Raw genomic sequence first — 24,157 nt, forward strand, 5'->3', positions numbered from 1 at the left:
GCATGACCCCCGAAAACGAAGCGGCTGCACGATATTTCTCCGCCATCATGGCCGCGCTGAGCGGCCTTGAAGTGTTCATGCGCGACGATCGCTCGCCGCTTTACCGGCATGGCATCGTCGCCAAGATCGTCGCCGAATACATCGCGCGGCTCGACAAGTCGTTTTCCTGCTGGCGCAACCGGCTGGGCTTTATGGACACGTTCCGCATTTCGCGCGCCGAAAGCGGATTTCCGGTGTTCCAGAACCTGCTCGAGCTGGAAAACGACCGCCGCCAGGCCGATGCGCGGCTTGCCAACATTCCGCTGGCCGGCGAGTTGCGCGAGGAAATGGCCGACTTCATCCTGCGCCACAAGGAATTCCCGGAAGCGCTGCAGAAGTCGATGGCCGAGCGGCTCTATCTCGAGGACGTGAAAAGCGAAAACACCTTCGGCCCGTTCACCCTGGCACAAACGGCCAAGGTCTCGGTCAATCCGAAGACGGGACGCCCCTATTATCTCGTCCACTGGGCGACGTTCGACGGCAGCGCCAACCTGCCGCTAGTCTACATGGTGACGGTGGAGGATTCCTCCGAAGCGATGATCCGCCAGCTCGTCGACAGAAACGGCAAGCTGAACGAGACGATCGACATTCCGCTGCCGGTCGATGGCCTGCTCAATCCCGAGCTTGCCCATCGTTTCGACGATTTCACCGAGAAGAATTCCGCCTATACGCTGTCGCCGGCGACCATCGCAGTCAATCTCGACAAGGATTTCGAGCCGCTGCACCCCAAGCAGCTGCGCCGCGTCGTGCTCGGCCCGTTCTATTCGGCTGGCATTACCGACAACAATTCGACGGTGACCGAGGTACTCGCCAAGGTGCGCAAGCCCGAAAATGCCTGGCTTTTGACCTGGACTATCCAGGAGGTCTATTCCAAGGCCGAAAAGCCCGGCCGCAAGGGCCTGTTTTCCAGCGAGAAGACGACGCAGGAATTCTTCATCAACACCGACGATCTGGAAGCCGCGCGCCAGGGCGTGTCGAGCTATGAAAACCACGCGCTGATCCCGCACGAGGCCTATCAGGCGCTCTACGCCGCCGGCGAGGCGCAAAAGGTCTTTGCCGGCTACAAGGTTCACATCCTGTCCAACGGACAGGTCATCTCAGACGTCTGACCGTCACACCACGGAGCACCCTTCATGGATACCGGCCTGACCACCATCCCGGAAGCCGCCATCGAGAAGCACCGCGCTACCGCGCAGAGCTTCATCACCCGTGTCGTCGTGCTGGAGGACCCGTCTAGCTCCTCCGGCACAGCACTTGCCGGAACCAACCGCCGCTTCGTCTCGACCGTCTCGGTCGGTTCGGTGCGGCGCACGCGCGAGGTCGAGCTGTCGAAGACCGTCGGCGCCGTTCATCCCGATGATCAGCTGCTGACCATCCCGCAGCACACGCTCCTGTTTCGCGCCCGGCGCGGCACGGCGATCGCGCTGGCAATATCGGACGTCTTTGCCGAGGGCTCGGACCTTGAAAGTCTGCAGGCCAAGAACACCCGCGCGCCGCTCGAAGGCGACGAGGCGTCTACCTTCAAGAAGCTTCTGTCGGCCTCGGCTTACATTTCGGCCTTCAGCCTCGCCTCCTACCTGTTCCAGCTGATCGACAGCGACGGCGAGGCGCCCAACGACAGTCCCGAGCCGGACTTCCTGTTCGACACGCCGCAGGATGCAGTGAAGTCGATCCTCGCCGGCCTCGACAAGGCGATCTCAGGCTCGTCCGACGACGCCGATTTGATGACCAGAGCGCGTGCCTTTGCCCGCGTCGCCATCGACGGGCTTCTGGCGCGCAAGGGCCGCTTCGACGGCATCGGCCCGTTCGAGAACGCGCATATCCGTATCGATGCCGACGATTTCACCCTCGATGGTTTCGACGTCGCGCCGGGCAAGCGTTCAAAACCGCTGGTGATGACATTCAAGAAGCCGGAAGAGGTCGTCGGCAACCACATCGCCAAATACCAGTCGGTCAAGCTCGCCAAGATGCTGATGGCCTACGACTTCGAGCGCGAACTCAATCCGTTCGTCGAACTCGGCGGCTTCCTGTTCACCTTCATCGGCGACGGCGCGCCCGGCACCGGCAAGACGACGCTGATCCAGATGATCGCCGGCCTGGTCAACGGCTACTGCCAGGTCGCCGGCTATCCCTTCGCCTATGAGAATTTCGGCGTCGACCAGATCTCGTCCTATCAGGGCAAGTCGGGCCAGAACTGCCGCCAGTTCATCAACAATGTGCTGAACCCGCGCGTCATCGGCTTCGGCACCGTCGACGACATCGACCAGGTGGCCGCCAGGCGCTCGGATGACCGGGCATCGGCCGGCCAGCAGGAAATCACCGGCGTTTTGATGGATGCCTTCGCCGGCGCCGCCACCGTGGTGCGCGGCAACTGCTCGTTCGGCATGTTCTCCAACTATCCCGAAAATGTCGACGACGCGCTGCGCCAGCGCGCCGGCGCCCGCTGGCTGGTCGATGGACCGCAGTCGCGCGACGACTACATCGACATCTTCGTGCTGCTTGCCGGCAAGAACCACAAGATCCCGCTCGGCGACCACAATCTCTACGCCGCGCAGGAAATCCAGCGCGCCGTGACCGAGGCCTATGAGGAACACGAGAAGCCGCGGGAAGACGGTCTGATCAAGGTCTACGAGCGCTACATGAGGGAGAACGGCGCGCCGAAATCGATGGCCGATATCGGCACCTATCTGCACCTGATCAAGGATGCCGAGCCGCGCTTCACCGGCCGTGCCATCAAGAACGTCACCGACGCCATCAAGATGCGCGCCATGGACATCGAGCTTCCCGACGACTGGTTCGAGAAGCCGGAAGTCTTCATGCACAAGGGCTACGACGAGAAGAAAGCGATGATCGAGGAACTGCGCGGGCCGTTCTCGATGGACATGGTCATGCAGGAGATCAACCGCTACGCCGACTCGGAGTTCCGCTACTCCGACAAGTCCGACGACTCCGCCGTCCAAAAGCTGCTGCGCGACGCCCGCCTGCGCGAACGGGCCGCGCGCGAGATGGAGGAGATGAAGAAGAAGGGGCTGTGGAATGCGTGACGTTCCGTTTGAGAATCCTCGCCATCAGTGGACAGGTTGCAATCGCGGCGCCGAAGAACAAGGCTCCAACGCTGACGCCCCCCTCTCCCCGTTCTTCACGGGGAGAGGGTAAGGGTGAGGGGCAGCGCATGCGTGGACCAGAAATCGAGACAACGGGTCGAGCGAGACGTCTGCGTCAGTCGGACAATGATGCTGAAAACGCCCTTTGGCTCGAATTGCGTGACCGCAGACTGAACGGCCATAAATTCGTGCGGCAGTTTCCGATAGGCAGCTACTTTGCCGATTTTGCCTGCAGGGAGTGCCAGCTAGTTATCGAAGTCGATGGCAGTCAGCATGCCGGCAACAAGTATGATCAGGCCAGGGATCGCTTCATGGTTTCAAATGATTGGTCAGTCCTCCGCTTCTGGAATGTCGACGTCTTGAAGGATCGGGAAGCTGTGCTTGACACCATACTGGCCGCGATCGGGGGACGTCTTGAACGCCATATCGAAACGCATGAGCTTCGATTTGTTGCCGCCAAAGGCTATGGGGAGGCATGTTCTTGACCGTTAGCGCCGCCCCTCACCCTTACCCTCTCCCCGTGAAGAACGGGGAGAGGGGGGCGTCAGCGTTGGCGCTTCGTCCCTCTAAGCAAAGCTCCTCGGAGCCTTCCACATGACCACCAAGAAGCCCGATCTTCTGCGCGACAATGAGCTGATCTACGGCCGGTTGCTGACGGTCGACGAGCCGCATCTGATCCAGCGCTACAACAAAGCGCTCGCCGCGTTCGGCTTGAAGCCGACCAAGCTGAAGAGCTTCCAGATCGACCGCACCGGCTTCTCGCCTGAAGTGGCCGAGGAATGCGATGATTATGACTATCTCGATCCCAACGAGGTCAACCGCCGTTTCATCATCCTGACGCCGTCGCAGATCGACCTGCCGGTGGTGCACACCGCCTTCTCCAACACCTCGCAACTGATGTTCGAGTTCATGTCCAGGAACCGGCGCGCCATCGATGCGCTGACGATCAAGGACGTCATCTACGGCGAGATCGAGGATTCCATTCCCAAGGTCAACGACATCGAGGATTTGCTGTCGATCAGCCAGGTCGAATTCAAGGTGCTGTCGGCCGAGGATGTGCTGGGCAAGGCCGCCGAACTCGGCAAGCTCGTGGACCGGCTGAAGCAGGAGCCCGATGCCTGGCGCGACAGCGCCATGCTGAACCGGATGGTGGAGCTTGCCAAGATCTGCGGCGACATCCGCGAGAACGCGCTGGTGCCCGACCAGGTGATCTTCCGCCACAATGCCTACTGGACCAGTCACTTCGGCGGCCTCTACGTGTTCGTCGACCCTGATATAACGACGGTGATCAGCGATCCGGCCGCCCCCGGTTTCCGCCGCTCGCGGCCGTGGCAGGTCAGCTATCTCTCGATCAACGACGCCGACAAGGTGTTCAAGTTCCTCGCCACCACCGGCCGCATCGAGCTGCCGCGTGCCTCCTGGGTCGAGGCTTCGGGCTATCTCGAGCACCGGGCCGAGATGGTGGTGCGCGCGCTGATCCGCGATGCCGAGCCGAACCGCAATTTGACCGATGTCGACAAGGTCTGGCTACAGACCTGGATCCAGAGCCATGCCGACCTGATCACCAGAGACGGCAATTTTCCGTTCCTCAACGCCGCCAAGCGCGAGATCGCCCAACTCGGCCACCTCAAGATCGAGGATGTCTTCCCGCAGCAACGTTTCCTTGTCATCCGCGCCAAGCCTGACCACCCCGACGCCTGGCTGACCAACCGGCTGATCTCGGATTTCGTACCGTCGGACTTCGTCTCGCGCTACATCTTCAACAAGGACGGCTTTTATGAGGACTATGGCGGCTTCAGCGACGCGTGGCGATCGCATGTTGTGGACGTTCTCAAAACCACATATTTGAAGGACAAGGTGGCGTTTCGCACACGCCTCTACGGCCTGACTGACTTAATGCATGTCGCCCAAAAGTGACCTCGGTTTTGGGAGAACGACATGCATAAACTAAAGACCTAAAGCGCGTCGCATGAATCCGTTTCGACGCGACGCGCTTTAGAACGAAATGAATCGTTATGTCGTTCTAACTTCTTGTTTTGGCGCATGATGTTATCCAAAAGGCCTGCAACTTTTTGGCGTCATGCTTTGAGGGGGTGACACAGCCATGCTCGATCCGATCGTGAATTTCTTCACCCGCATTTTCCAGCGGATTGGCCGCGGCATCGGCCTTTTGATCGGCGTCATCCTGTGGCCCTTCCTGTGGGCCGGACGCTGGTACACGCAGCGCGGCTGGATCCTCAAGGCGGCGGTCGGCCTTGCCCTGCTGGTGCTGATCGGCCTCTACGCCAATTTCTTCTACGCCACCCAGTGGTGGAACAATTTCAACCCGAACTATCCCGACACCTACACGTTCGAGAAGCGCAATGTCTCCGCCGGCGAACAGGTCTCCGCCGGCGCCGGCACCGACACCGCCAAGACCTGCGGCAACTCCGGCATTGCCCAGATCGCCGCCGACCTGACCGACTTCAACGTCAACCAGAATGCCTGGATCTCGTCGATGATCCTCTACAAGCTTGGCCTGTTCGGCATCGACTGGGACAACACGCCGTGGATGGACAACAAGGCCTCCTTCCAGCGCGGCATCAACCAGGCGGTGCGGCGCACCGCGACCGAACTCGCTGACAATCTCGGTCGAGTCCGCACCACCTCGCAGATCGACAGCGATCTGCAGAATGCCCGCGGCAACCTGCAGTTCGACGAGGAGACCTGGTATTTCGGCCTGAACCCGTTCGGCCCCAAGACGCCGACACCGAGCTATTATCGCGATGCCGTGCGCATGTTGCGTTCCTTCAACGCTCGCCTTGCCACCTGCCAGGCGACATTCGACGCCCGCGCCGACAATCTGAAGCAATATATCGACCGCATCTCGTCCGACATCGGCTCGACTTCGGCGATCCTCAAGGAACGCGCCGAGAACCACAACAATGGCTGGTTCGACTTCCGCGCCGACGACCGCTACTGGTTCGCCTATGGCCAGCTCTACGGCTATTACGGCCTTATGAAGGGTGCCCAGGCCGACTTCGAGGACGTCATCAAGGAAAAGCATCTGCAGAACCTGTGGGACACGATGGACTCGCAGTTCGTTTCGGCGCTGAAGATCCAGCCTTTCATCATCGCTAATGGCCGCGAGGATGGCTGGCTGTTGCCGACGCATCTGACGACGATGGGCTTCTATGTGCTCAGGGTGCGCTCCAACATGGTCGAAATCAGCAACGTTCTGACGCAGTAGCGCTGTTCCATTAGGGACCAGGCGATGGCGAATTTGCGCCGTCGCCTCTGTCGCATTCCGTGCATTGTGCGGCTGTTTTGAGACGGCGGCGCGGCGTGTCCTCTGGCTTCTATACGGCGCGGCAACGGAGCCAGGAAGAACCGATGACAGGTCGGCCGGTCCGCAGAGGAATTTTCTCTATAGGAAACATAGTTGCATGAAAGTTGACGCCGCGGCAGCGACAGGGTTAGAACATGCCCGCGCCCGGATCCAACCTGCCTGCGAGTAAGATCAACCCGTCCCCTCCATCGTCCAATCCAGAGGAAAGCCGTCATGGCCGAAGTGAAGTCCGACATCGAGATCGCGCGCGGCGCCAGGAAAAAGCAGATCCAGGAGATCGGCCAGAAGATCGGCATCCCGACCGAACATCTGCTGCCCTATGGCCACGACAAGGCCAAGATCTCAGCTGAATTCATCAAATCGGTGAAGGGCAACAAGGACGGCAAGCTGATCCTCGTCACCGCCATCAACCCGACGCCGGCCGGCGAAGGCAAGACCACGACCACGGTCGGTCTCGGCGACGGCCTGAACCGCATCGGCAAGAAGGCGATCGTCTGCATCCGCGAGGCCTCGCTGGGCCCGAACTTCGGCGTCAAGGGCGGTGCCGCCGGCGGCGGCTACGCGCAGGTCGTGCCGATGGAGGACATGAACCTCCATTTCACCGGCGACTTCCATGCCATCACCACGGCGCACAATCTGCTTTCGGCGCTGATCGACAACCACATCTACTGGGGCAATGAGCTCGGCATCGACACCCGCCGCGTCGTCTGGCGCCGCGTCATGGACATGAACGACCGTGCGCTGCGCGAGATCATCTGCTCGCTCGGCGGCGTCGCCAACGGTTTTCCGCGCGAGGGCGGCTTCGACATCACCGTCGCCTCGGAAGTGATGGCCATCCTGTGCCTGTCCACCGACCTGAAGGACCTTGAAAAGCGCCTCGGCGACATCATCGTCGCCTACCGCCGCGACAAGTCGGCGGTCTATGCCCGCGACCTCAAGGCCGATGGCGCCATGGCCGTTCTGCTGAAGGACGCCATGCAGCCGAACCTGGTGCAGACGCTGGAGAACAACCCGGCCTTCGTGCATGGCGGCCCGTTCGCCAACATCGCGCATGGCTGCAACTCGGTCGTCGCCACCACGACGGCGCTCAAGCTCGCCGACTATGTCGTCACCGAAGCCGGCTTTGGCGCCGACCTTGGCGCGGAAAAGTTCTTCGACATCAAGTGCCGCAAGGCGGGCCTGAAGCCGGCGGCCGCCGTCATCGTCGCCACCGTGCGCGCCATGAAGATGAATGGCGGCGTCAAGAAGGAAGACCTCGGCAATGAAAACGTCGAAGCGGTGAAGAAGGGCTGCGCCAACCTTGGCCGCCACATCGAGAACATCCGGCAGTTCGGCGTCCCGGCGGTGGTTGCCATCAACCATTTCTATTCCGACACCGACGCCGAAATCCAGGCGATGAAGGACTATGTCGCCTCGATGGGCGAAGAAGCGATCCTGTGCAAGCACTGGGCGCACGGCTCGGCCGGGATCGAGGATCTCGCCAACAAGGTGGTGGCACTGGCCGAATCCGGTGCTTCGCAGTTCGCGCCGCTCTATCCCGATGCCATGCCGCTGTTCGAGAAGATCAACACCATCGTCCAGCGCATCTATCGCGGCTCGGAAGCGATCGCCGACAAGTCGGTGCGCGACCAGTTGAAGGCTTGGGAAGACGCCGGCTACGGCCACCTGCCAGTGTGCATGGCCAAGACCCAGTATTCCTTCTCGACCGACCCGAACCTGCGTGGCGCGCCGACCGGCCATACCGTGCCGGTGCGCGAGGTCAGGCTTTCGGCCGGTGCCGGCTTCGTCGTCATCATCTGCGGCGAGGTCATGACCATGCCCGGCCTGCCCAGGGCGCCGTCCTCGGAAAAGATCTTCCTCAACGAGGCCGGCCAGATCGAAGGCCTGTTCTAAGCCTCACAGTCTCGACAAAAAGGGCGCCGCATCGCTGCGGCGCCCTTCTGTTTTCGGATAGTCCTACGCAGCGCTGCGCGATAGCGCCCGCTGGTTGGAGCCGAAAATCGTGTCGCGTTCCGGCGGCGCGCCTGTCTTCAGGCAGTCGACCCATTCGGCGGTCTTGAGCACGGCGGCGAAGCGCGACTGCAGGATGATTGTCACCACGCGGTGGATCTCCTCGGCCGAGGCGTAGCCGGCGCTGTTGGCGTAAGGCACCGAGCCGGTCGCATCGGACAGGAACTCGACGGCAAGGCCCATATGCACGGCGTGGATGATGGTCGACAGGTCGCAGTTATGCGTCATGTAGCCGACCACCGTGATCGTATCGATGGCATTGGCGCGCAGCCAGTCTTCCAGATCAGTGCCGGTGAAGGCGGATGGCAGGCTCTTTTCGACATAATGGTCGCGCTCACGCCTGGCGATTTCGGGATGCAGTTCGCCGCCATGGCTTCCCCTGGCAAAGATCGGCGATGTCTCCGGTGCCATCTGCTTGACGACCACCACCTTGATGCCGGCCGCTGCCGCCGCGTCCATGGCGCGTGCCACATGGACGACGCTGTCGCGGAATGGCGGATGCTGGATGGCCAGATTGCCGCCATCATAATCGTTCTGCACATCGACGACGATCAGCGCCCGGCGCGGCGTGGTGTTGGCTGAGTCAGACATGGGGTTTTCCTTCCGGCTTGGATGCGATGGGTGGAAAATAGGCGGACTCCTCGACAGCCGAAAGTGGCCCGATTGACATCATTCGAAAGAATTGGGACAATCCGTATTCAACCGCCGGAAGCACCCGTGCCCGACCCGATCATTGCCGTCCTCGCCTTCGACGGCATCAGCCCGTTCCATCTTTCCGTACCGTGCCTGGTCTTCGGCGAGGACAGGACGGCGCTTGGCCTGCCGCGCTTCGACTTCCGCATCTGCGCGGTCAAGCCCGGCCCGATCCACACCGAGGCCGGACTGACAATTGCCGCGCCGCATGGGCTCGAAGGCCTCGACGGCGCCGATATCGTCATCATTCCAAGCTGGCATCATCTCGGCGAGCCGGCATCGCCGCCGCTGATGGAGGCATTGCGCCGGGCGCACCAACGCGGCGCCTTGATCGTCGGCCTGTGCCTCGGAACCTTCGCCATTGCCGCGGCCGGGCTGCTTTCGGGCCGTCGTGCCGCGACGCACTGGGCCTATTCCGAACAGTTGCAGAAACTCCATCCCGACGTCGCCGTCGACGCGTCGGTGCTCGATGTCGACAATGGCGACATCGTGACCTCGGCCGGCGTCGCCGCCGGCCTCGACTGCTGTCTCCACATCGTGCGCGCCCGCTACGGCGCGGAAGCGGCACTGCGGCTCGCCCGCCAGATCGTTCTTTCTCCGCATCGGCAGGGCGGGCAGGCGCAATTCATCGAGCATCCGGTGGAAAGAAGCGCGGACGCCGACCGGTTCACCCAGGCCCTCGACGCGGTTCGCACGACGCTCGGCGAAACACATAGCCTGGACACCGTTGCCGAAGCCGCCGGCCTGACAAGGCGCACCTTTACCCGCCGCTTTCTGAAATCGATCGGCACCAGTTTCGGCGATTGGCTGACCAGCCAACGGATAGAACTGGCTCAACGGTTGCTGGAGGCGACAGAGAAATCGATGGACCTGGTGGCGTTCGAAGCCGGCTTCGGCAGCGCCACCTCGCTGCGCCAGCATTTCGCCGCAAGGCTCAGAACATCGCCGGCGCAATATCGGCGCGAATTCTCCAGGCGGGCCGGTCAGGACGAGCGCATGGCGCTGTCGCACTGATCCATTCAATCCCGCTTGACCCGATGTGCCGGATTGCCGAGCACCGTGGTGTTCGCAGCCACGTCGCGCGTCACCACCGCCCCCGCACCGACGATAGCACCTTCACCAATGCTGACGCCGCCAAGGATGACGGCTGAGCCGCCGATCCAGGCATTGGCGCCGATCTCGACCGGCTTGGCGATCTCCAGTCCAGCTTGCCGCCCAGCGACCTCCTTGTGATGCTCGGCGCAATAGATCTGCACATTGGGACCGAGCAGCGTTCCCTTGCCGATGCGCACACTCGCTGTGTCGAGGATGGTGCAGCCGGCATTGAGAAAGACGCCGTCGCCGAGAAAGATGTTGAAGCCATAGGCGCAGTGGAACGGCGCCTCGATGCGGGCGCCCTCACCGGCGTTGCCGAGCAAAGTTTTCAAGCCCGGCCCGAGATTGCCGCGCTGCCGCGGCGGCAGGCAATTGTGCTCGAACACCGCGTCACGCGCGACAACACGCAAGGACTCCAGCTCATCATCGAGGCAGGTGTACCATTCGCCGGCCGCCATCTTCACGCGCTCGCTTTCGGCCATGACGCGGTCTCCAGTTCACGTCCTTGCAAAGCACAAGTGCGGCCAACAGAAAAGCGCCGATGCAAGTACTGGTCAAATATTGGACCTATGGTAGCCTGCCGTCTCAAAGGCCGTCCTGGCCCGGTGATCGAGGGGGATCGACCATGCTGTATGTTCTCGCACTTCTGATCGGCGTCATTGCCGGTCTTCGCGCCATGACAGCGCCGGCTGCCGTTGCCTGGGGCGCGTATCTCGGCTGGCTGCCAGTTGCCGGCACCTGGGCGAGCTTCATCAGTCACTGGGCGGCTGTCGGCATCTTCACCATCCTGGCCATCGTCGAACTGGTCACCGACCAGTTGCCGTCGACGCCGAGCCGTAAAGTGCCGCAGCAATTCGGCGCCCGCATCGTCATGGGCGCCTTCACCGGCGCGGTGATCGGCGCGACAGGCGGCGCCACCATCGGCGGCTTGATTGCCGGCGCCATCGGCGCTGTCATCGGCACGCTGGGCGGCGCTGAAGCTCGCGGCCGGCTCGCAGCCGCCTTCGGCAAGGATCCGCCCGCCGCCTTCATCGAGGACGCGGTGGCGATCATCGGCGGTCTGCTGATCGTGGCTGCGGTGGCATGACGACGAAAACCTTCGACGCCATCATCATCGGTGCCGGACAGGCTGGCCCTCCGCTGGCCGGCCGGCTGACGGCCGCCGGCAGGAGCGTCGCGCTGATCGAGCGCAAGCTGGTCGGCGGCACCTGCGTCAATACCGGCTGCATGCCGACCAAGACCATGGTCGCCAGCGCCTATGCCGCGCATCTGGCGCGCCGCGCCGCCGACTACGGCGTGACGCTCAGTGGCCCCATCGGCGTCGACTATGCCAGGATCAAGGCGCGCAAGGACAAGGTGACGATCGACGCTCGCACCAATCTCGAGACCTGGATTGCCGGCATGGACAAGTGCACCCTCTATCGCGGCCATGCGCGTTTCGAATCCGCCAACACGGTGCGCGTCGGCGACGATCTGCTGACCGCCGAAAATATCTTCCTCAACACCGGCGGCCGCGCCTCGGTGCCCGACCTGCCCGGCATACACGACATCGACTACCTGACCAATTCCTCGATGATGGATCTCGACGTGCTGCCGCGCCATCTCATCGTCGTCGGCGGCAGCTACATCTCGCTCGAATTCGCGCAGATGTTCCGCCGCTTCGGCAGCGAAGTCACCGTCATCGAGAAGAGCCCGCGCCTGACCGGCCGCGAGGACGAGGACGTTTCGGCCGCCATCCTGTCGATCCTCGAAAACGAAGACATTACAGTCCATGTCGGCGCAGACGACATCAGCTTCGCGAAACAGGGCGAGGACGTCGCCGTGACCTTTTCCGCCGGCACGCCGCCTGCGGTCGGCTCGCATCTGCTGCTGGCGCTGGGACGGACGCCCAACACCGACGACCTCGGGCTGGAAAAGGCCGGCGTCGAGGTCGACAAGCGCGGCTTCGTCATTGTCGACGACCAGTTGCGGACCAGCGTGCCCGGCATCTGGGCGATGGGCGACTGCAACGGCAAGGGTGCCTTCACCCACACCTCCTACAATGACTACGAGATCGTCGCCGCCAACCTGCTCGACAACGACCCGCGCAAGGTGAGCGACCGCATCGAAGCCTATGCGCTCTATATCGACCCGCCGCTCGGCCGCTGCGGCATGACCGAGGCCGCGGTGAAGAAATCCGGCCGTCGCGCGCTGGTCGGCCAGCGGCCGATGACCCGCGTCGGCCGCGCTATCGAAAAGGGCGAGACGCAGGGTTTCATGAAGATCCTGGTCGATGCCGACACCAGGGAGATCCTCGGCTGCTCGGTGCTCGGCCCCGGCGGCGACGAGGCTATCCATTGCGTGCTCGACCTGATGTACGCCAAGGCGCCCGTCGACACGCTCGCGCGTGCCGTGCATATCCACCCGAATGTCTCGGAACTGCTGCCCACGATCGCCCAGGAACTGAAGCCGCTGGCTTGAGACCCGGCTTCCGGCCCCGATCAACCGAGCCCGGTCAATTTCGTCTCCAGCCGGCTCAGCAAAAGCACGGCCCCTTTCAATTCGCTCTCGCCAACGTCCTTGAGCAGATCGGCCCGCAGCACCGACAGCAGGCGCTCGATCTCGGTCACCCGCTTTCGCCCGGCATCGGTCAGCGACAGGATTTTCGCCCGCCTGTCGGCGGCGTCCTCGGCACGCGTCACCAGACCCTCTTCGACCAGCAGGTCGACGATGCGGACCAGCGAAGGCCCCTCGAAACCGAGATGATCGGCAAGCACGCCCTGGCGGAGATTGTCGCCGAGCCGCGACAGCATCACCAGCGGCATGGCGGTGGCGTGCGACAGGCCGCAGTCGTCCAACGCCTTGTCGGCCGCGCGCCGCCACAGCCTGGCGACTGATATAACGAGTTGGCCAAACCTGGCTCGATCCGGGTCTTGCTTGGGCATAGCGGAAAAGATAACATGCTATCTATTAGGTTGCGATAAATTATTTTCCCTGGCGAAGCCCCCGTCGCCGAAACCGGAAGCCGGCCTCCATTGATCGCCCTCGGCCTTTTCTTGGCCGCCGCGACCACGAGACCCCGCCATCCGGGCAAGCGTGAGGATCGACATGTCAGACCAAGATACCAACACATCCGGCGGCGTCTGGCTGCTCGTGCTTTTCGGCATGGTGCTGATGATCATCGGCCTGCCGCTGCTCTATGGCGGTGTTCAGCTTATCGGCCTCGGCGGCTCCTGGTATTACGCGCTCGCCGGTGCCGGCATCATCGTTTCCGGCTTCCTCTTTGCCTTGCGTCGGCGCGCGGGTTTCTGGCTGTACATTCTCATTTTCGTCGCCACGGTTCCATGGGCGCTCTGGGAGGCCGGCCTCAATTTCTGGCCGCTGGTGCCGAGACTGGTGGCCCCGGCTGTGCTCACCGCGATCGCTCTTCTGCTGGCGCCGCTGTTCCCGTCATCGCGCAGTGGCAAGCGGGCCCCCTTCGCCCTTGCCGGTGTTCTCGTGATCGGCCTGATCGCCACCGCCGCCTATGCCTTCCAGCCGCATGGCGTGATCCGCAACACGGTCGCCGCAACCGAAGCGCCGACGCCGGCCGCGGCAGCCTCCAGCACCGACTGGCGCCACTATGGCCGCACGCCGGCCGGCACGCGCTATGCGCCGATCGACCAGATCACCAGGGACAATGTCAAGGATTTGAAGGTCGCCTGGACCTTCCGCACCGGTGATGTCCCGGTCAAGGGCGCCGAGGACCAGAACACGCCGCTGCAGGTCGGCGACACGGTCTACACCTGCTCTTCGAAAAATGTCATCAACGCGCTCAACGCCGAGACCGGCGAGCCGCGCTGGAAGTTCGACCCGAAAGCCTCGGCGCCGCTGTGGCAGCGCTGCCGTGGCGTCAGCTACTACGAGCCCACGGCCGACGCCACCGCGCCAGCGGCTGGTGTCAACGCGGCTGCCTGCGCCGGACGCATCGTCATGACCACCATCGACGCGCGGCTGATCGAGATCGACGCCAAGACCGGCCAGCCCTGCCCGGATTTCGGTCAGGGCGGCACCGTCGACCTCAAGCAAGGCATGGGCGAGGTCAAGCCCGGCTTCTATTTCCAGACCTCGGCTCCGACCGTCATGCGCGATCTCATCATGATCGGCGGCTGGGTCTGGGACAATGTCGAGACTGGCGAGCCTTCCGGCGCCGTTCGTGCGTTCAGCGCCAAGACAGGCGAGTTGATGTGGGCATGGGATCTCGGCAATCCTGATATCACCAAGCTGCCGCCCGAAGGCCAGAGCTATACGCGCGGCACGCCCAACGTCTGGTCGACGCCGAGCTATGACGACTCGCTCGGTCTCGTCTATCTGCCGACCGGCAACGCCACGCCGGACTTCTTCGGCGCCGAACGCAGCAAGGCGGCGGAAGACTACACCGCTTCGGTCGTGGCGCTCGACATCGCCACCGGCCGCGAGCGCTGGAAATTCCAGACCGTGCATCACGACCTCTGGGACTACGACCTTCCCTCGCAGCCGGCGCTGTATGATGTGCCGGACGGCAAGGGCGGCAAGGTGCCGGCGCTGATCCAGGTGACCAAGCGCGGCCAGATCTTCATGCTCGACCGCCGCGACGGCAAGCCGATCGCCGAGGTGCAGGAAAAGCCGGTGCCACAGGACGGCGGTGCCAAGGAGGACTTCCTGTCGCCGACCCAGCCCTATTCGGTCGGCATGCCTTCGATCGGCGACAAGCCGTTCACCGAGGCAAGCATGTGGGGTGCCACCCCGCTCGACCAGCTCTTTTGCCGTATCGGCTTCAAGAAGCTGCGCTACGAGGGCGAATTCACGCCTCCCGGCTTGACGCGCTCGCTGCAATTTCCCGGCTATTATGGCGGCATGAACTGGGGCAGCGCCTCGATCGACGAGGCCAATGGCTACCTGGTCGTCAACGACATCCGCATGCCGCAATTCGTAGTCCTGCTGCCGCGCGCCGAGGCCGACAATTACGGACCCTCGGCGGCGCATGATGGTCTCGGCACCCAGCTCGGCACGCCCTATGGTGCGCTCAAGAACGGCTTCATGTCGCCTTTGGGCGTGCCCTGCCATCAGCCGCCCTATGGCACGATCAGCGCCATCGACCTGAAGTCGCGCCAGCTCGTCTGGCAGGTTCCGGCCGGCACGCTGCAGGATACAGGCCCACTTGGCATGAAGACCGGCCTGCAGATCCCGGTCGGCATGCCGTCGCTCGGCGGTCCGGTGACGACGGCGGGCGGTCTCGTCTTCTATGCCGGCACGCAGGACTATTATCTGCGCGCCATCGACGTCGCCACCGGCGAGGAGCTGTGGAAGGGCCGCCTGCCGGTCGGCGCGCAGGCGACGCCGATCACCTACACTTCGCCCGAAAGCGGCCGTCAGTTCGTCGTCGTCTCGGCCGGAGGGGCGCGCCAGTCACCCGATCGCGGCGACTACATCGTCGCTTATGCCTTGCCGAGGGCGCCATGATCCCGGAATTGCTGTTCTACCTCCACGGATGATCCGCAGAACGGGCGCTCGAGTGCTCCGTTTTCGATTGCTCTACGCTTTCTGCATTGCTGCGTTGCAGCAATGTGTGTTGCGCGCGGAATGGGTCCTCGCGCAGTGTCGAAATTGAACCGATTCAGTCTGGACGCACCATGCCCTTGCCGATCCTTGCGCTTGCCATTGCGTCCTTCTGCATCGGCACCACCGAATTCGTCATCATGGGCTTGCTGCCCGAGGTCGCCGCCGACCTCGGCGTGTCGATCCCATCTGCGGGCCTGCTGGTCACAGGATATGCGCTGGGCGTCGTCTTCGGCGCCCCGATCATCGCCATGGCCACCGCGCATTTGCCGCGCAAGCCGGTGCTGGTCGGGCTGGCCGTGCTGTTCGTCGTCGGCAATCTGTTTTGCGCCATCTCGCCCAACTACTGGACGCTGATGGCCGCGCGCGTTTTCACCGCTTTCGGCCATGGCGCCTTCTTCGGCATCGGCTCGGTCGTTGCCGCCAGTCTGGTGCCGCGCAACAAACGGGCCAGCGCCATCGCGCTGATGTTCGCCGGGCTGACGCTGTCCAACATCCTGGGTGTTCCCGCCGGAACCGCACTTGGCGAAGCATTCGGCTGGCGCTCCACCTTCGTTGCCGTGGTCGGTATCGGCCTGATCTCGGTGGCAGCGATCGCCTGGCTGGTGCCGTCCGATGTCGCCCAGCCAAGCGGTGGCGGCCTGCGCGGCGAGCTGCGCGTGCTGGTCAAGCTGCAGGTCTGGCTGGCCATGCTGATCGCGGCGCTGACTTCCGCAAGCCTGTTCACCGTCTTCACCTACATCAAGCCCTACCTCACCGAGGTATCGGGCTTGTCGACCTCCGCAGTCACGTGGGTTCTGCTGCTGTTCGGCGCGGGCATGACCATCGGCAACATTATCGGCGGCAGACTGGCCGACTGGAAACTGATGCCGACAGTGATCGGCACGCTGCTGCTGATGGCCCTGCTTTTCGTTGGCTTCAGGCAGTTCGGCGCAATCGCCAGCGTTGCCGTCGGCATCGTCTTCCTGTGGGGCCTGCTCATCTTCGTCGTCGTGCCGCCGCTGCAGATCCGGGTCGTCGAGGCGGCCTCCGAGGGACCGAACCTCGCCGCCACGCTGAACCAGGGCGCCTTCAATGTCGGCAATGCCAGCGGCGCCTGGATCGGCGGCGTGGCCCTTTCCGCCGGTGTTTCCTATGCCAATTTGCCGCTGGTCGGCGCAGCACTCGCTTTGTTGGCGGTCACCGTCGCCGTGCTGTCGCAGGCGCTGGACCGGCGCGCGCCGGTCATCCCGCTCCCGGCTGATAGTCTCTTGCGCCCATAGCGCGGCGGGCTGGACCAATCGACATAGGCGCCTTCAAATCGCATGTCTTCTGGTCCTTGATGGAGGAAGTCATGCAGAAATCGATCGAGCGCATCGCCGGCGAAAGCGAAGGGGTTTCCTACGAATTCCCGCTGTTCCGCTTCACTGGTTCCGACAAGGCTGCTCCTTCGGCCTATCTGCAGGCGGCGCTCCATGCCGGTGAGTTGCCGGGCGTCGTCGCCATCGACGCGCTGATGCCGATGCTTGCCAGGGCGGAGGCCGAAGGCCGCATCAAGGGCAACCTCACCGTCGTGCCCTGGGCCAACCCTGTCGGCCGGGCGCAATATCATTTCGGCGAGCATCAGGGCCGCTTCCATCTGGGCACGCGCACCAATTTCAACCGCGGCTTTCCGCTGCTCGCCGCGCCCGACACAGCCCTCTTGCCCGACACCACCCTTGGCAGCGTCGACCAGCGGCTGAAGACGCGGCTGGTGCAGCTGTCGTTCGGCCATGACATCGTGCTCGACCTGCACTGCGATGACGAGGGCCTCGCCTATCTCTACGTCCACACCAGCCTGTGGCCTGATATGGCCGATTGCGCCGCCGCCATGGGCGTCGACGCGGTCGTGCTGTGGAGCGAGGACACCGACGGCACCTTCGAGGGCGCCTCGATCATGCCCTACCAGAATGTCCCAGCTGATGTAGCCAAGCTCGACCGCCGCGTCGCCACCACGGTCGAATATCGCGGCATCCTCGATGTCGACGGCGCCCTTGCCGCCTCTGACGCCGACGGGCTCTACCGGCTGCTGGCGGCACGCGGCGTGATCGCCGATAGCGCCCTGCCTGCAGCTGGCCCCTTCACCGGCGTCGTGGCGCCATTGGAGAACATCGACATGATGCCGGCGTCTCGGGCGGGTGCCGTGCTCTACGACGTGAAACCCGGCGACCGCGTCGCCAAGGGCGCGCGCCTCGCCACCATCGTCCATGCGCCGGGCGAAGCCGATGGCCGCACCGAAATCTTCGCACCGCAGGACGGCATCATCCTGACTCGCCGCTCTCGCCGCATCATCCGCGCCGGCGAGGATCTTCTGAAGCTGGTCGGCGACAGGAAGAGCACCGACGCCCGGTCGGGTACGCTGGAGGATTGAGAAAGCTTTGCCTCGTAGTTTGCCGAAGCACTCCATAGCTTCGTCATTCTAGGGCGAAGCAAGGAGCGAAGCGACGCGGCGCAGACCCTAGAATCCATGCCGCGACTTCAAAGCGTCGCTACGTTCAGAATTCTGTTCCGCTGCGCCCTTCAACTGAGGTCGCGGCATGGATCCTCGGGTCTCCGCGACGTCGCTTCGCTCCTGCTCCGCCCGTGGATGACGAAGTTGCGAGGCTTCGGCCAATCCCAAACCCGTTGCATGCAGCATCACCGCCTAGCCAGAAATGGCCTGCCTAGCCTTCGCCTCCAGCCATTCGGCCATCTGCCGGTAAGGCACCGGTCCGTGACTGATGCGGGCGACGCCGAGTTCGGCCAGCCGCTGGCGCGGCGGCACATGCGCCAGCGCGATGATGTTGACCGGCAACGCGATTGCCTTGCAGAGCGCCTCGATGAGGCCCTCATCGCCAAGACCCGGCGCGAAAAAGCCGCTCGCTCCGGCCTTTTCATAGGCCTGCGCCCGTTCGATCGCCTGATCGAGCAGCGCCTTGTCATGCGCATCCGGCTTCGCCTTGAGAAAGATGTCGGTCCGGGCGTTGAGAAAAGCCGGTATACCCGATTCCCTGACGGCGGCCGCCGCGGCTTCGATGCGTTTCACCTGCACGGCAATGTCGTGCAGGCCAGTGCCGCCGACAATCTGATCTTCGAAATTGAAACCTATGGCGCCTGCTTGCAAGGCAAGCGTCACAGTGTGGGCGACGGCTTCCGGAGCGATACCATAGCCACCCTCGAGGTCCATGGTCACCGGCAGGTCGACGGCAGTGACGATGCGCTTGATGTTGTCGAGCGCCAGCTCCAGCGGGATTTTCTCGCCGTCGGCATAGCCGAAGGCGGCCGCCACCGGCCAGCTTCCGGTGGCGATCGCCTTGGCGCCCGCTTTCTCGACGATCTTGGCCGAACCCGGATCCCAGACGTTGTAGAGAACGATCGGGTTTCCCTTGGCGTGGAGGGAATGGAACGTCCGCGCACGCTCGATCTGCTCGGTCATGATTGTTTTCTCGTCTTCCTGCTGTTGATGAACATTCTAAGCGCCATAGCCGGTTCTGGCGATGTACCATGAGGCGCAGAAGCGACAGCCACCGCAGGCTTTTCAAATCAGTTGCGCATCCGGTTTTTCGCGGCTATGGATTTCGCCATGAACATGCGTTCGATCAAGACCATTTGGTGGTGGGCCTGCTGACAGCGGCCTGTTCGAACACGTGCGCGTGAAAAGAGAGGGTGGCCGCAACGGAAAGTCCGGGCGGCCATTTGTTTTTTCCAAGCCATTCCCGGGTCCGTTGCCCAAGAAGCTGATGGAGACGGCAATGATGATGAAGGTTCTGGAAAACGGCGCGGAAAGTTTCGTGACCGCGGGTGGCATAACCATCACGCGCGCGCGCCACGACCGGCCCTATGCAGGTGCGATTGACGCCTATGTCGACGGCCTGAATTCGCGCCGCGGTGCGGTGTTTTCCTCCAATTATGAATATCCCGGCCGCTACACGCGCTGGGACACCGCCATCATCGATCCGCCGCTGGTCGTCTCGGCGCGCGGCCGTGCCATGCGCATCGAGGCGCTGAACCGCCGTGGCGAGGCGCTGCTGCCGGTCATCGGCAAGGCGCTCGCCAGCCAGGCGGATGTCACCATCGCCGAGACGTCGAAGACACTCATCCGCCTCGATGTCGCCAAGCCCGGCCGTGTCTTCACCGAGGAGGAGCGCAGCCGCGTCCCTTCAGTCTTCACCGTACTGCGCGCCATCACCGCTCTGTTCAAGACCGAGGAAGACGCCAATCTTGGTCTCTACGGCGCCTTCGGCTACGACCTCGCCTTCCAGTTCGATCCGGTCGAACACACTCTCGAGCGCAAAGAGAGTCAGCGCGACCTGGTGCTTTTCCTGCCCGACGAGATCCTGGTCGTCGACCATTATTCGGCCAAGGCCTGGACTGACCGCTACGACTATGCCGGCGAGGGTTTTTCGACTGAAGGGCTGCCGCGCGACGAAATCGCCGAGCCGTTCAAGAGCCCCGACCGCATCCCGCCGCGCGGCGATCATGAACCCGGCGAATACGCCGATCTGGTGCGCAAGGCGATGGATTCGTTCAAGCGCGGCGACCTGTTCGAGGTCGTGCCCGGCCAGATGTTCTACGAGCGCTGCGAAACGCAGCCATCCGAGATTTCGCGCAAGCTGAAGGCAATCAACCCCTCGCCCTATTCCTTCTTCATCAATCTGGGCGAAGGCGAATACCTGATCGGCGCCTCGCCCGAAATGTTCGTTCGCGTCAACGGCCGCCGCGTCGAGACCTGCCCGATCTCGGGCACCATCAAGCGCGGCGACGATGCCATTTCGGACTCCGAGCAGATCCTGAAACTGCTCAACTCGAAGAAGGACGAATCCGAGCTGACCATGTGCTCGGACGTCGACCGCAACGACAAATCGCGGGTCTGCGAGCCGGGTTCGGTGCGCGTCATCGGCCGCCGGCAGATCGAAATGTATTCGCGTCTGATCCACACGGTCGACCACATCGAAGGCCGGCTGCGCGAAGGCATGGATGCTTTCGACGCCTTCCTGTCGCACGCCTGGGCGGTCACCGTGACCGGCGCGCCGAAATTGTGGGCCATGCGCTTCATCGAGCAGAACGAGAAAAGCCCGCGCGCCTGGTATGGCGGCGCGATCGGCATGGTCAATTTCAACGGCGACATGAACACCGGCCTCACCCTGCGCACCATCCGTATCAAGGACGGCATTGCCGAAGTGCGCGCCGGCGCCACATTGCTGTTCGACAGCATTCCCGAGGAAGAAGAAGCCGAAACCGAACTGAAGGCATCCGCCATGCTCTCCGCCATTCGCGACGCCAAGACAGGCAATTCCGCCAGCACCGAGCGAACCACCGCGCGCGTCGGCGACGGCGTCAACATCCTGCTGGTCGACCACGAGGATAGTTTCGTCCACACGCTGGCCAATTATTTCCGCCAGACCGGCGCCAACGTCTCGACCGTTCGCTCGCCGGTGCCTGAGGAAGTCTTCGACCGGCTGAAACCCGATCTCGTCGTGCTGTCGCCCGGCCCCGGCACGCCGAAGGACTTCGATTGCGCCGCAACCATCAAGAAGGCGCGCGCGCGTGAACTGCCGATCTTCGGCGTTTGCCTTGGCCTGCAGGCACTGGCCGAGGCCTATGGCGGCGAACTGCGGCAGTTGCACATACCGATGCACGGCAAGCCGTCGCGCATCCGCGTCTCCAAGCCCGGCATCATCTTCTCGGGCCTGCCCAAGGAAGTGACCGTCGGCCGCTACCACTCGATCTTTGCCGATCCGGTGCGCCTGCCCGACGATTTCATCGTCACGGCCGAGACCGAGGACGGCATCATCATGGCCTTCGAACACCGCAAGGAGCCGATCGCCGCGGTACAGTTCCACCCGGAATCGATCATGACGCTCGGCCACAATGCCGGCATGCGCATCATCGAGAACATCGTCGCCCACCTGCCCCGCAAGGCCAAGGAAAAGGCCGCCTGACGATCATGGCCGAAGCCGAGAACACGATGGCGATCGCGGCCAAGGCGGCCGCGAAGCGCAAAATCGCCAATCTCGCCTTCTGGTCGATTATCGTCGCTTTTGTCGTGCTCGCGCTGAAGGCTGCCGCCTGGTACGTCACCGGCTCCGTGGCGCTCTACTCGGACGCCTTGGAATCGATCGTCAACGTCATTGCCTCGGTTGCAGCCTTCTGGGCGATCCAGGTCAGCCACAAGCCGGCCGACCAGGACCACCCTTTCGGCCATCACAAGGCCGAGTACTTCTCGGCGGTGCTGGAAGGCGTGCTGATCGTGCTCGCCGCCCTTTTGATCCTCAACGAGGTCTGGCGCCACTGGCAGACCCCGGCACCGCTCGAACAGCCCTGGGAAGGTCTTGCCGTCAACGGCGTCGCTACAGTCATCAACGCCTTCTGGGCCTGGACGTTGATCCGCGCCGGCAGGGCTGAGAAATCACCGGCACTGGTCGCCGACGGCAACCACATCATGACCGACGTGGTGACCTCGATCGGCGTCTTCGGCGGCCTGGTCGGGGCGATCCTGACCGGCTGGCAGATCCTTGACCCCGCGCTTGCCGTTCTCGTGGCGCTGAACATCCTGTGGCAGGGCTGGCACGTCATCGGTTCGTCGATGAACGGCCTGATGGACCGCGCAGTCGATACGCAGGAGCACATGCGCATCCGCGACGTCATCTCGGCCAATTGCAAGGGCGCGCTGGAGGTGCACGACCTCAAGACGCGCATCGCCGGCCGCGCCACCTTCATCGAGTTTCATCTGGTCGTCGATGCCGACATGTCGGTCGGCGCCAGCCATGTCATCTGCGACCGGATAGAGGACGCGCTGAAGGCCGAAATCCCCTCGGTGCGCGTCACCATCCATGTCGAGCCCGACGACGAGGCCAAGCTCCCCAAGGGCACGACGGCCGTGCCGTTTGCGTGAGGCGGTTTCCGTAGTCTTTGAAAAATTAGCCAGAGCCCCTCGACTTCGTCATCCACGGGCGGAGCAGGAGCGAAGCTCCGTCGCGGAGACCCGAGGATCCATGCCGCGACCTTGGCCTCAGAGTGCAGCGGAACAGAATTCTGCACCGCAGCAGCGCTCGGATGTCACGGCATGGATCCTATGGTCTGCGCCGCGTCGCTTCGCTCCTTGCTCCGCCATAGGATGACGAAAACGCTGGATGCTCACGGCGCGCAGGCCGATTGCGGCATTGGCTGCAGCCGATAGACCTTGTCGTCGGATTTCGTCTTGCCGTCGACGGCCTTCGAACACAGGTCGACGATCGCGAGTGCACTGTTGGGATTTGCCAGCATCATTGTGCCATCGGCACCACGCTTGAGGAAAATCTCCTTCTGCGCGATGTCGCAGGAGAAATCGCTCATCTTCGAACTGGCCGCGCAGCGCCACTGGTCGGCTTCGGCCTGGCAGGAATAGGTCTGCGTGACTTTGGCCGATTTCTGCCGTGTGGTGACGGTAACGGCAATGTCGGCGCCATCAGGCCAGTTGGCTGCGTCGCCCCCTGAAGCAAACGACGCCAGTTCGACCGGGCCGCGGAAAACCCGGATCGACTTGGTGAGCTGATCGGGGTGCGAGCCGAGATGCGCTGCATCATAGTCGCGCCCATAGCAGAATGCCTGGTCCGGCTTCAGACGCTCGCGCAGTGGAGCCCCGAGCGCAGGGGCGATCGGATCGATGCGCGCGAACTCGGCCTTGCAGGTCGCCGCCGGCATCGGGTCGAGGCGGAAATTGTCGTCCTCCGAGCCGAGCGCCTGCCTGTCATACTCCGCTGCGCCAAGCTCCTCTTCCGATCCGGCATCGAGATAGATGTCGGGCTGCAGATCCGAGACGAACAGCCGACCCTTGTCATCGACCTTCAGCGACGCAAGCGTCCGGTCGCATTCCATGCCGCAATGGATCGGGCCTGTCTTGCCGTCCTCGGATGCGTGATTGCACCAGCCGCCGGCCCATTCAGGCGCCTTGGCGCCGCGCACGGTGGTGGCGATGAAAGCATTGTAGGACGTGTCGGAATTCGCGGTCGGTTCCTCGTTCGGCCGGCTGACCGGATCATGGCCGTAGTAGAAGAAGATCCGGGCCACCTTCTGCTTCGGGTGCGCCTTGAGATGCCCCGCATCATAGACGCGGCCGAAACAGGCGTCAGCGCCGTTCGGACTGAGTTCGGTGAGCTTCAGCGCATAGTCGGCGGAGGCCGGTCCGGCAAGCAAGCCAAGCAGCGCCGCGCCAAACCCGGCGCCGGCGACTGTCTTCCATTCCCCTGCCCTGAACGCCATGTGATCTCTCCTCCGCATCGACAGGACGCGACGTCAATTTATGCTAGTATTGCGGCCGCAGCCACGCAATTCGCGGCGGGCCGCCAAGCGAAGG

The 24,157-nt window shown here is 63.3% G+C and carries 19 protein-coding genes; 14 read left to right on the plus strand and 5 right to left on the minus strand.

Annotated features, from left to right (window positions below; genetic code table 11):
• The first annotated feature begins 2 nt into the window (after positions 1-2).
• The 6 genes from EOA13_RS05005 (at position 3) to EOA13_RS05030 (ending at position 8,364) form a co-directional block, all read left to right on the plus strand.
• On the plus strand, positions 3-1,148 hold the full coding sequence (locus tag EOA13_RS05005) for a hypothetical protein (protein WP_127290190.1): 1,146 nt from the start codon (positions 3-5) through the stop codon (positions 1,146-1,148).
• Positions 1,149-1,172: 24 nt separating this feature from the next.
• Complete coding sequence (locus EOA13_RS05010) at positions 1,173-3,083, plus strand: ATP-binding protein (RefSeq protein ID WP_127290192.1); 1,911 nt, start codon at positions 1,173-1,175, stop codon at positions 3,081-3,083.
• A 128-nt stretch (positions 3,084-3,211) separates the two neighbouring features.
• On the plus strand, positions 3,212-3,628 hold the full coding sequence (locus EOA13_RS05015) for a DUF559 domain-containing protein (protein WP_127290194.1): 417 nt from the start codon (positions 3,212-3,214) through the stop codon (positions 3,626-3,628).
• A 109-nt stretch (positions 3,629-3,737) separates the two neighbouring features.
• Entirely contained in the window at positions 3,738-5,060 is a 1,323-nt protein-coding gene (locus EOA13_RS05020) for a DUF6638 family protein (protein WP_127290196.1), read from the plus strand.
• Between the two features lie 187 nt (positions 5,061-5,247).
• A complete protein-coding gene (locus EOA13_RS05025; protein WP_127290198.1) occupies positions 5,248-6,372 on the plus strand; it encodes a DUF2333 family protein in 1,125 nt (374 codons plus the stop codon).
• 312 nt (positions 6,373-6,684) lie between these two features.
• Positions 6,685-8,364, plus strand: a complete 1,680-nt coding sequence (locus EOA13_RS05030; RefSeq protein ID WP_127290200.1) for a formate--tetrahydrofolate ligase — start codon at positions 6,685-6,687, stop codon at positions 8,362-8,364.
• A 63-nt stretch (positions 8,365-8,427) separates the two neighbouring features.
• On the opposite strand, the gene EOA13_RS05035 is transcribed toward EOA13_RS05030, so the two are convergent.
• Positions 8,428-9,072, minus strand: coding sequence for a cysteine hydrolase family protein (locus EOA13_RS05035; protein WP_127290202.1), 645 nt, complete (start codon positions 9,070-9,072; stop codon positions 8,428-8,430).
• Between the two features lie 126 nt (positions 9,073-9,198).
• Between EOA13_RS05035 and EOA13_RS05040 the strand changes: the two genes are divergently transcribed.
• Complete coding sequence (locus tag EOA13_RS05040) at positions 9,199-10,188, plus strand: helix-turn-helix domain-containing protein (protein ID WP_127290204.1); 990 nt, start codon at positions 9,199-9,201, stop codon at positions 10,186-10,188.
• Between the two features lie 5 nt (positions 10,189-10,193).
• On the opposite strand, the gene EOA13_RS05045 is transcribed toward EOA13_RS05040, so the two are convergent.
• Positions 10,194-10,751: a sugar O-acetyltransferase gene (locus EOA13_RS05045; RefSeq protein WP_127290206.1), complete on the minus strand. Its 558-nt coding sequence runs from the start codon at positions 10,749-10,751 to the stop codon at positions 10,194-10,196.
• A 143-nt stretch (positions 10,752-10,894) separates the two neighbouring features.
• Here EOA13_RS05045 and EOA13_RS05050 point away from each other — a divergent pair, with 143 nt between their 5' ends.
• Positions 10,895-11,356 (plus strand): DUF4126 domain-containing protein, encoded by a 462-nt coding sequence (locus EOA13_RS05050; protein ID WP_127290208.1) that lies wholly within the window; start codon positions 10,895-10,897, stop codon positions 11,354-11,356.
• Positions 11,353-12,729 (plus strand): FAD-containing oxidoreductase, encoded by a 1,377-nt coding sequence (locus EOA13_RS05055; RefSeq protein ID WP_127290210.1) that lies wholly within the window; start codon positions 11,353-11,355, stop codon positions 12,727-12,729. Before EOA13_RS05050 ends, EOA13_RS05055 begins: the two co-directional genes overlap by 4 nt.
• 20 nt (positions 12,730-12,749) lie before the next feature.
• On the opposite strand, the gene EOA13_RS05060 is transcribed toward EOA13_RS05055, so the two are convergent.
• Positions 12,750-13,193 (minus strand): MarR family transcriptional regulator, encoded by a 444-nt coding sequence (locus tag EOA13_RS05060; protein WP_127290212.1) that lies wholly within the window; start codon positions 13,191-13,193, stop codon positions 12,750-12,752.
• A 163-nt stretch (positions 13,194-13,356) separates the two neighbouring features.
• Here EOA13_RS05060 and EOA13_RS05065 point away from each other — a divergent pair, with 163 nt between their 5' ends.
• The 3 genes from EOA13_RS05065 (at position 13,357) to EOA13_RS05075 (ending at position 18,214) form a co-directional block, all read left to right on the plus strand.
• On the plus strand, positions 13,357-15,729 hold the full coding sequence (locus tag EOA13_RS05065; RefSeq protein WP_127290214.1) for a membrane-bound PQQ-dependent dehydrogenase, glucose/quinate/shikimate family: 2,373 nt from the start codon (positions 13,357-13,359) through the stop codon (positions 15,727-15,729).
• Between the two features lie 170 nt (positions 15,730-15,899).
• A complete protein-coding gene (locus tag EOA13_RS05070; protein WP_127290216.1) occupies positions 15,900-17,087 on the plus strand; it encodes an MFS transporter in 1,188 nt (395 codons plus the stop codon).
• Positions 17,088-17,158: 71 nt separating this feature from the next.
• Positions 17,159-18,214: a succinylglutamate desuccinylase/aspartoacylase family protein gene (locus EOA13_RS05075; RefSeq protein ID WP_127290218.1), complete on the plus strand. Its 1,056-nt coding sequence runs from the start codon at positions 17,159-17,161 to the stop codon at positions 18,212-18,214.
• A gap of 273 nt (positions 18,215-18,487) precedes the next feature.
• Here EOA13_RS05075 and EOA13_RS05080 read toward each other — a convergent pair whose 3' ends face one another.
• The gene (locus EOA13_RS05080) at positions 18,488-19,258 is read right to left on the minus strand and encodes an isocitrate lyase/phosphoenolpyruvate mutase family protein (RefSeq protein ID WP_127290220.1); all 771 of its coding nucleotides are present in this window, start codon (positions 19,256-19,258) and stop codon (positions 18,488-18,490) included.
• A gap of 316 nt (positions 19,259-19,574) precedes the next feature.
• Here EOA13_RS05080 and EOA13_RS05085 point away from each other — a divergent pair, with 316 nt between their 5' ends.
• Positions 19,575-21,764 (plus strand): anthranilate synthase, encoded by a 2,190-nt coding sequence (locus EOA13_RS05085; RefSeq protein WP_127290222.1) that lies wholly within the window; start codon positions 19,575-19,577, stop codon positions 21,762-21,764.
• 5 nt (positions 21,765-21,769) lie between these two features.
• Positions 21,770-22,717 (plus strand): cation diffusion facilitator family transporter, encoded by a 948-nt coding sequence (locus EOA13_RS05090; protein ID WP_023809882.1) that lies wholly within the window; start codon positions 21,770-21,772, stop codon positions 22,715-22,717.
• 242 nt (positions 22,718-22,959) lie between these two features.
• On the opposite strand, the gene EOA13_RS05095 is transcribed toward EOA13_RS05090, so the two are convergent.
• The gene (locus EOA13_RS05095) at positions 22,960-24,063 is read right to left on the minus strand and encodes a hypothetical protein (RefSeq protein ID WP_127290224.1); all 1,104 of its coding nucleotides are present in this window, start codon (positions 24,061-24,063) and stop codon (positions 22,960-22,962) included.
• Positions 24,064-24,157: the final 94 nt, after the last annotated feature.

Origin of the sequence: Mesorhizobium sp. M7A.F.Ca.US.011.01.1.1, assembly GCF_003998295.1 — a bacterium.
Classification (GTDB): domain Bacteria; phylum Pseudomonadota; class Alphaproteobacteria; order Rhizobiales; family Rhizobiaceae; genus Mesorhizobium.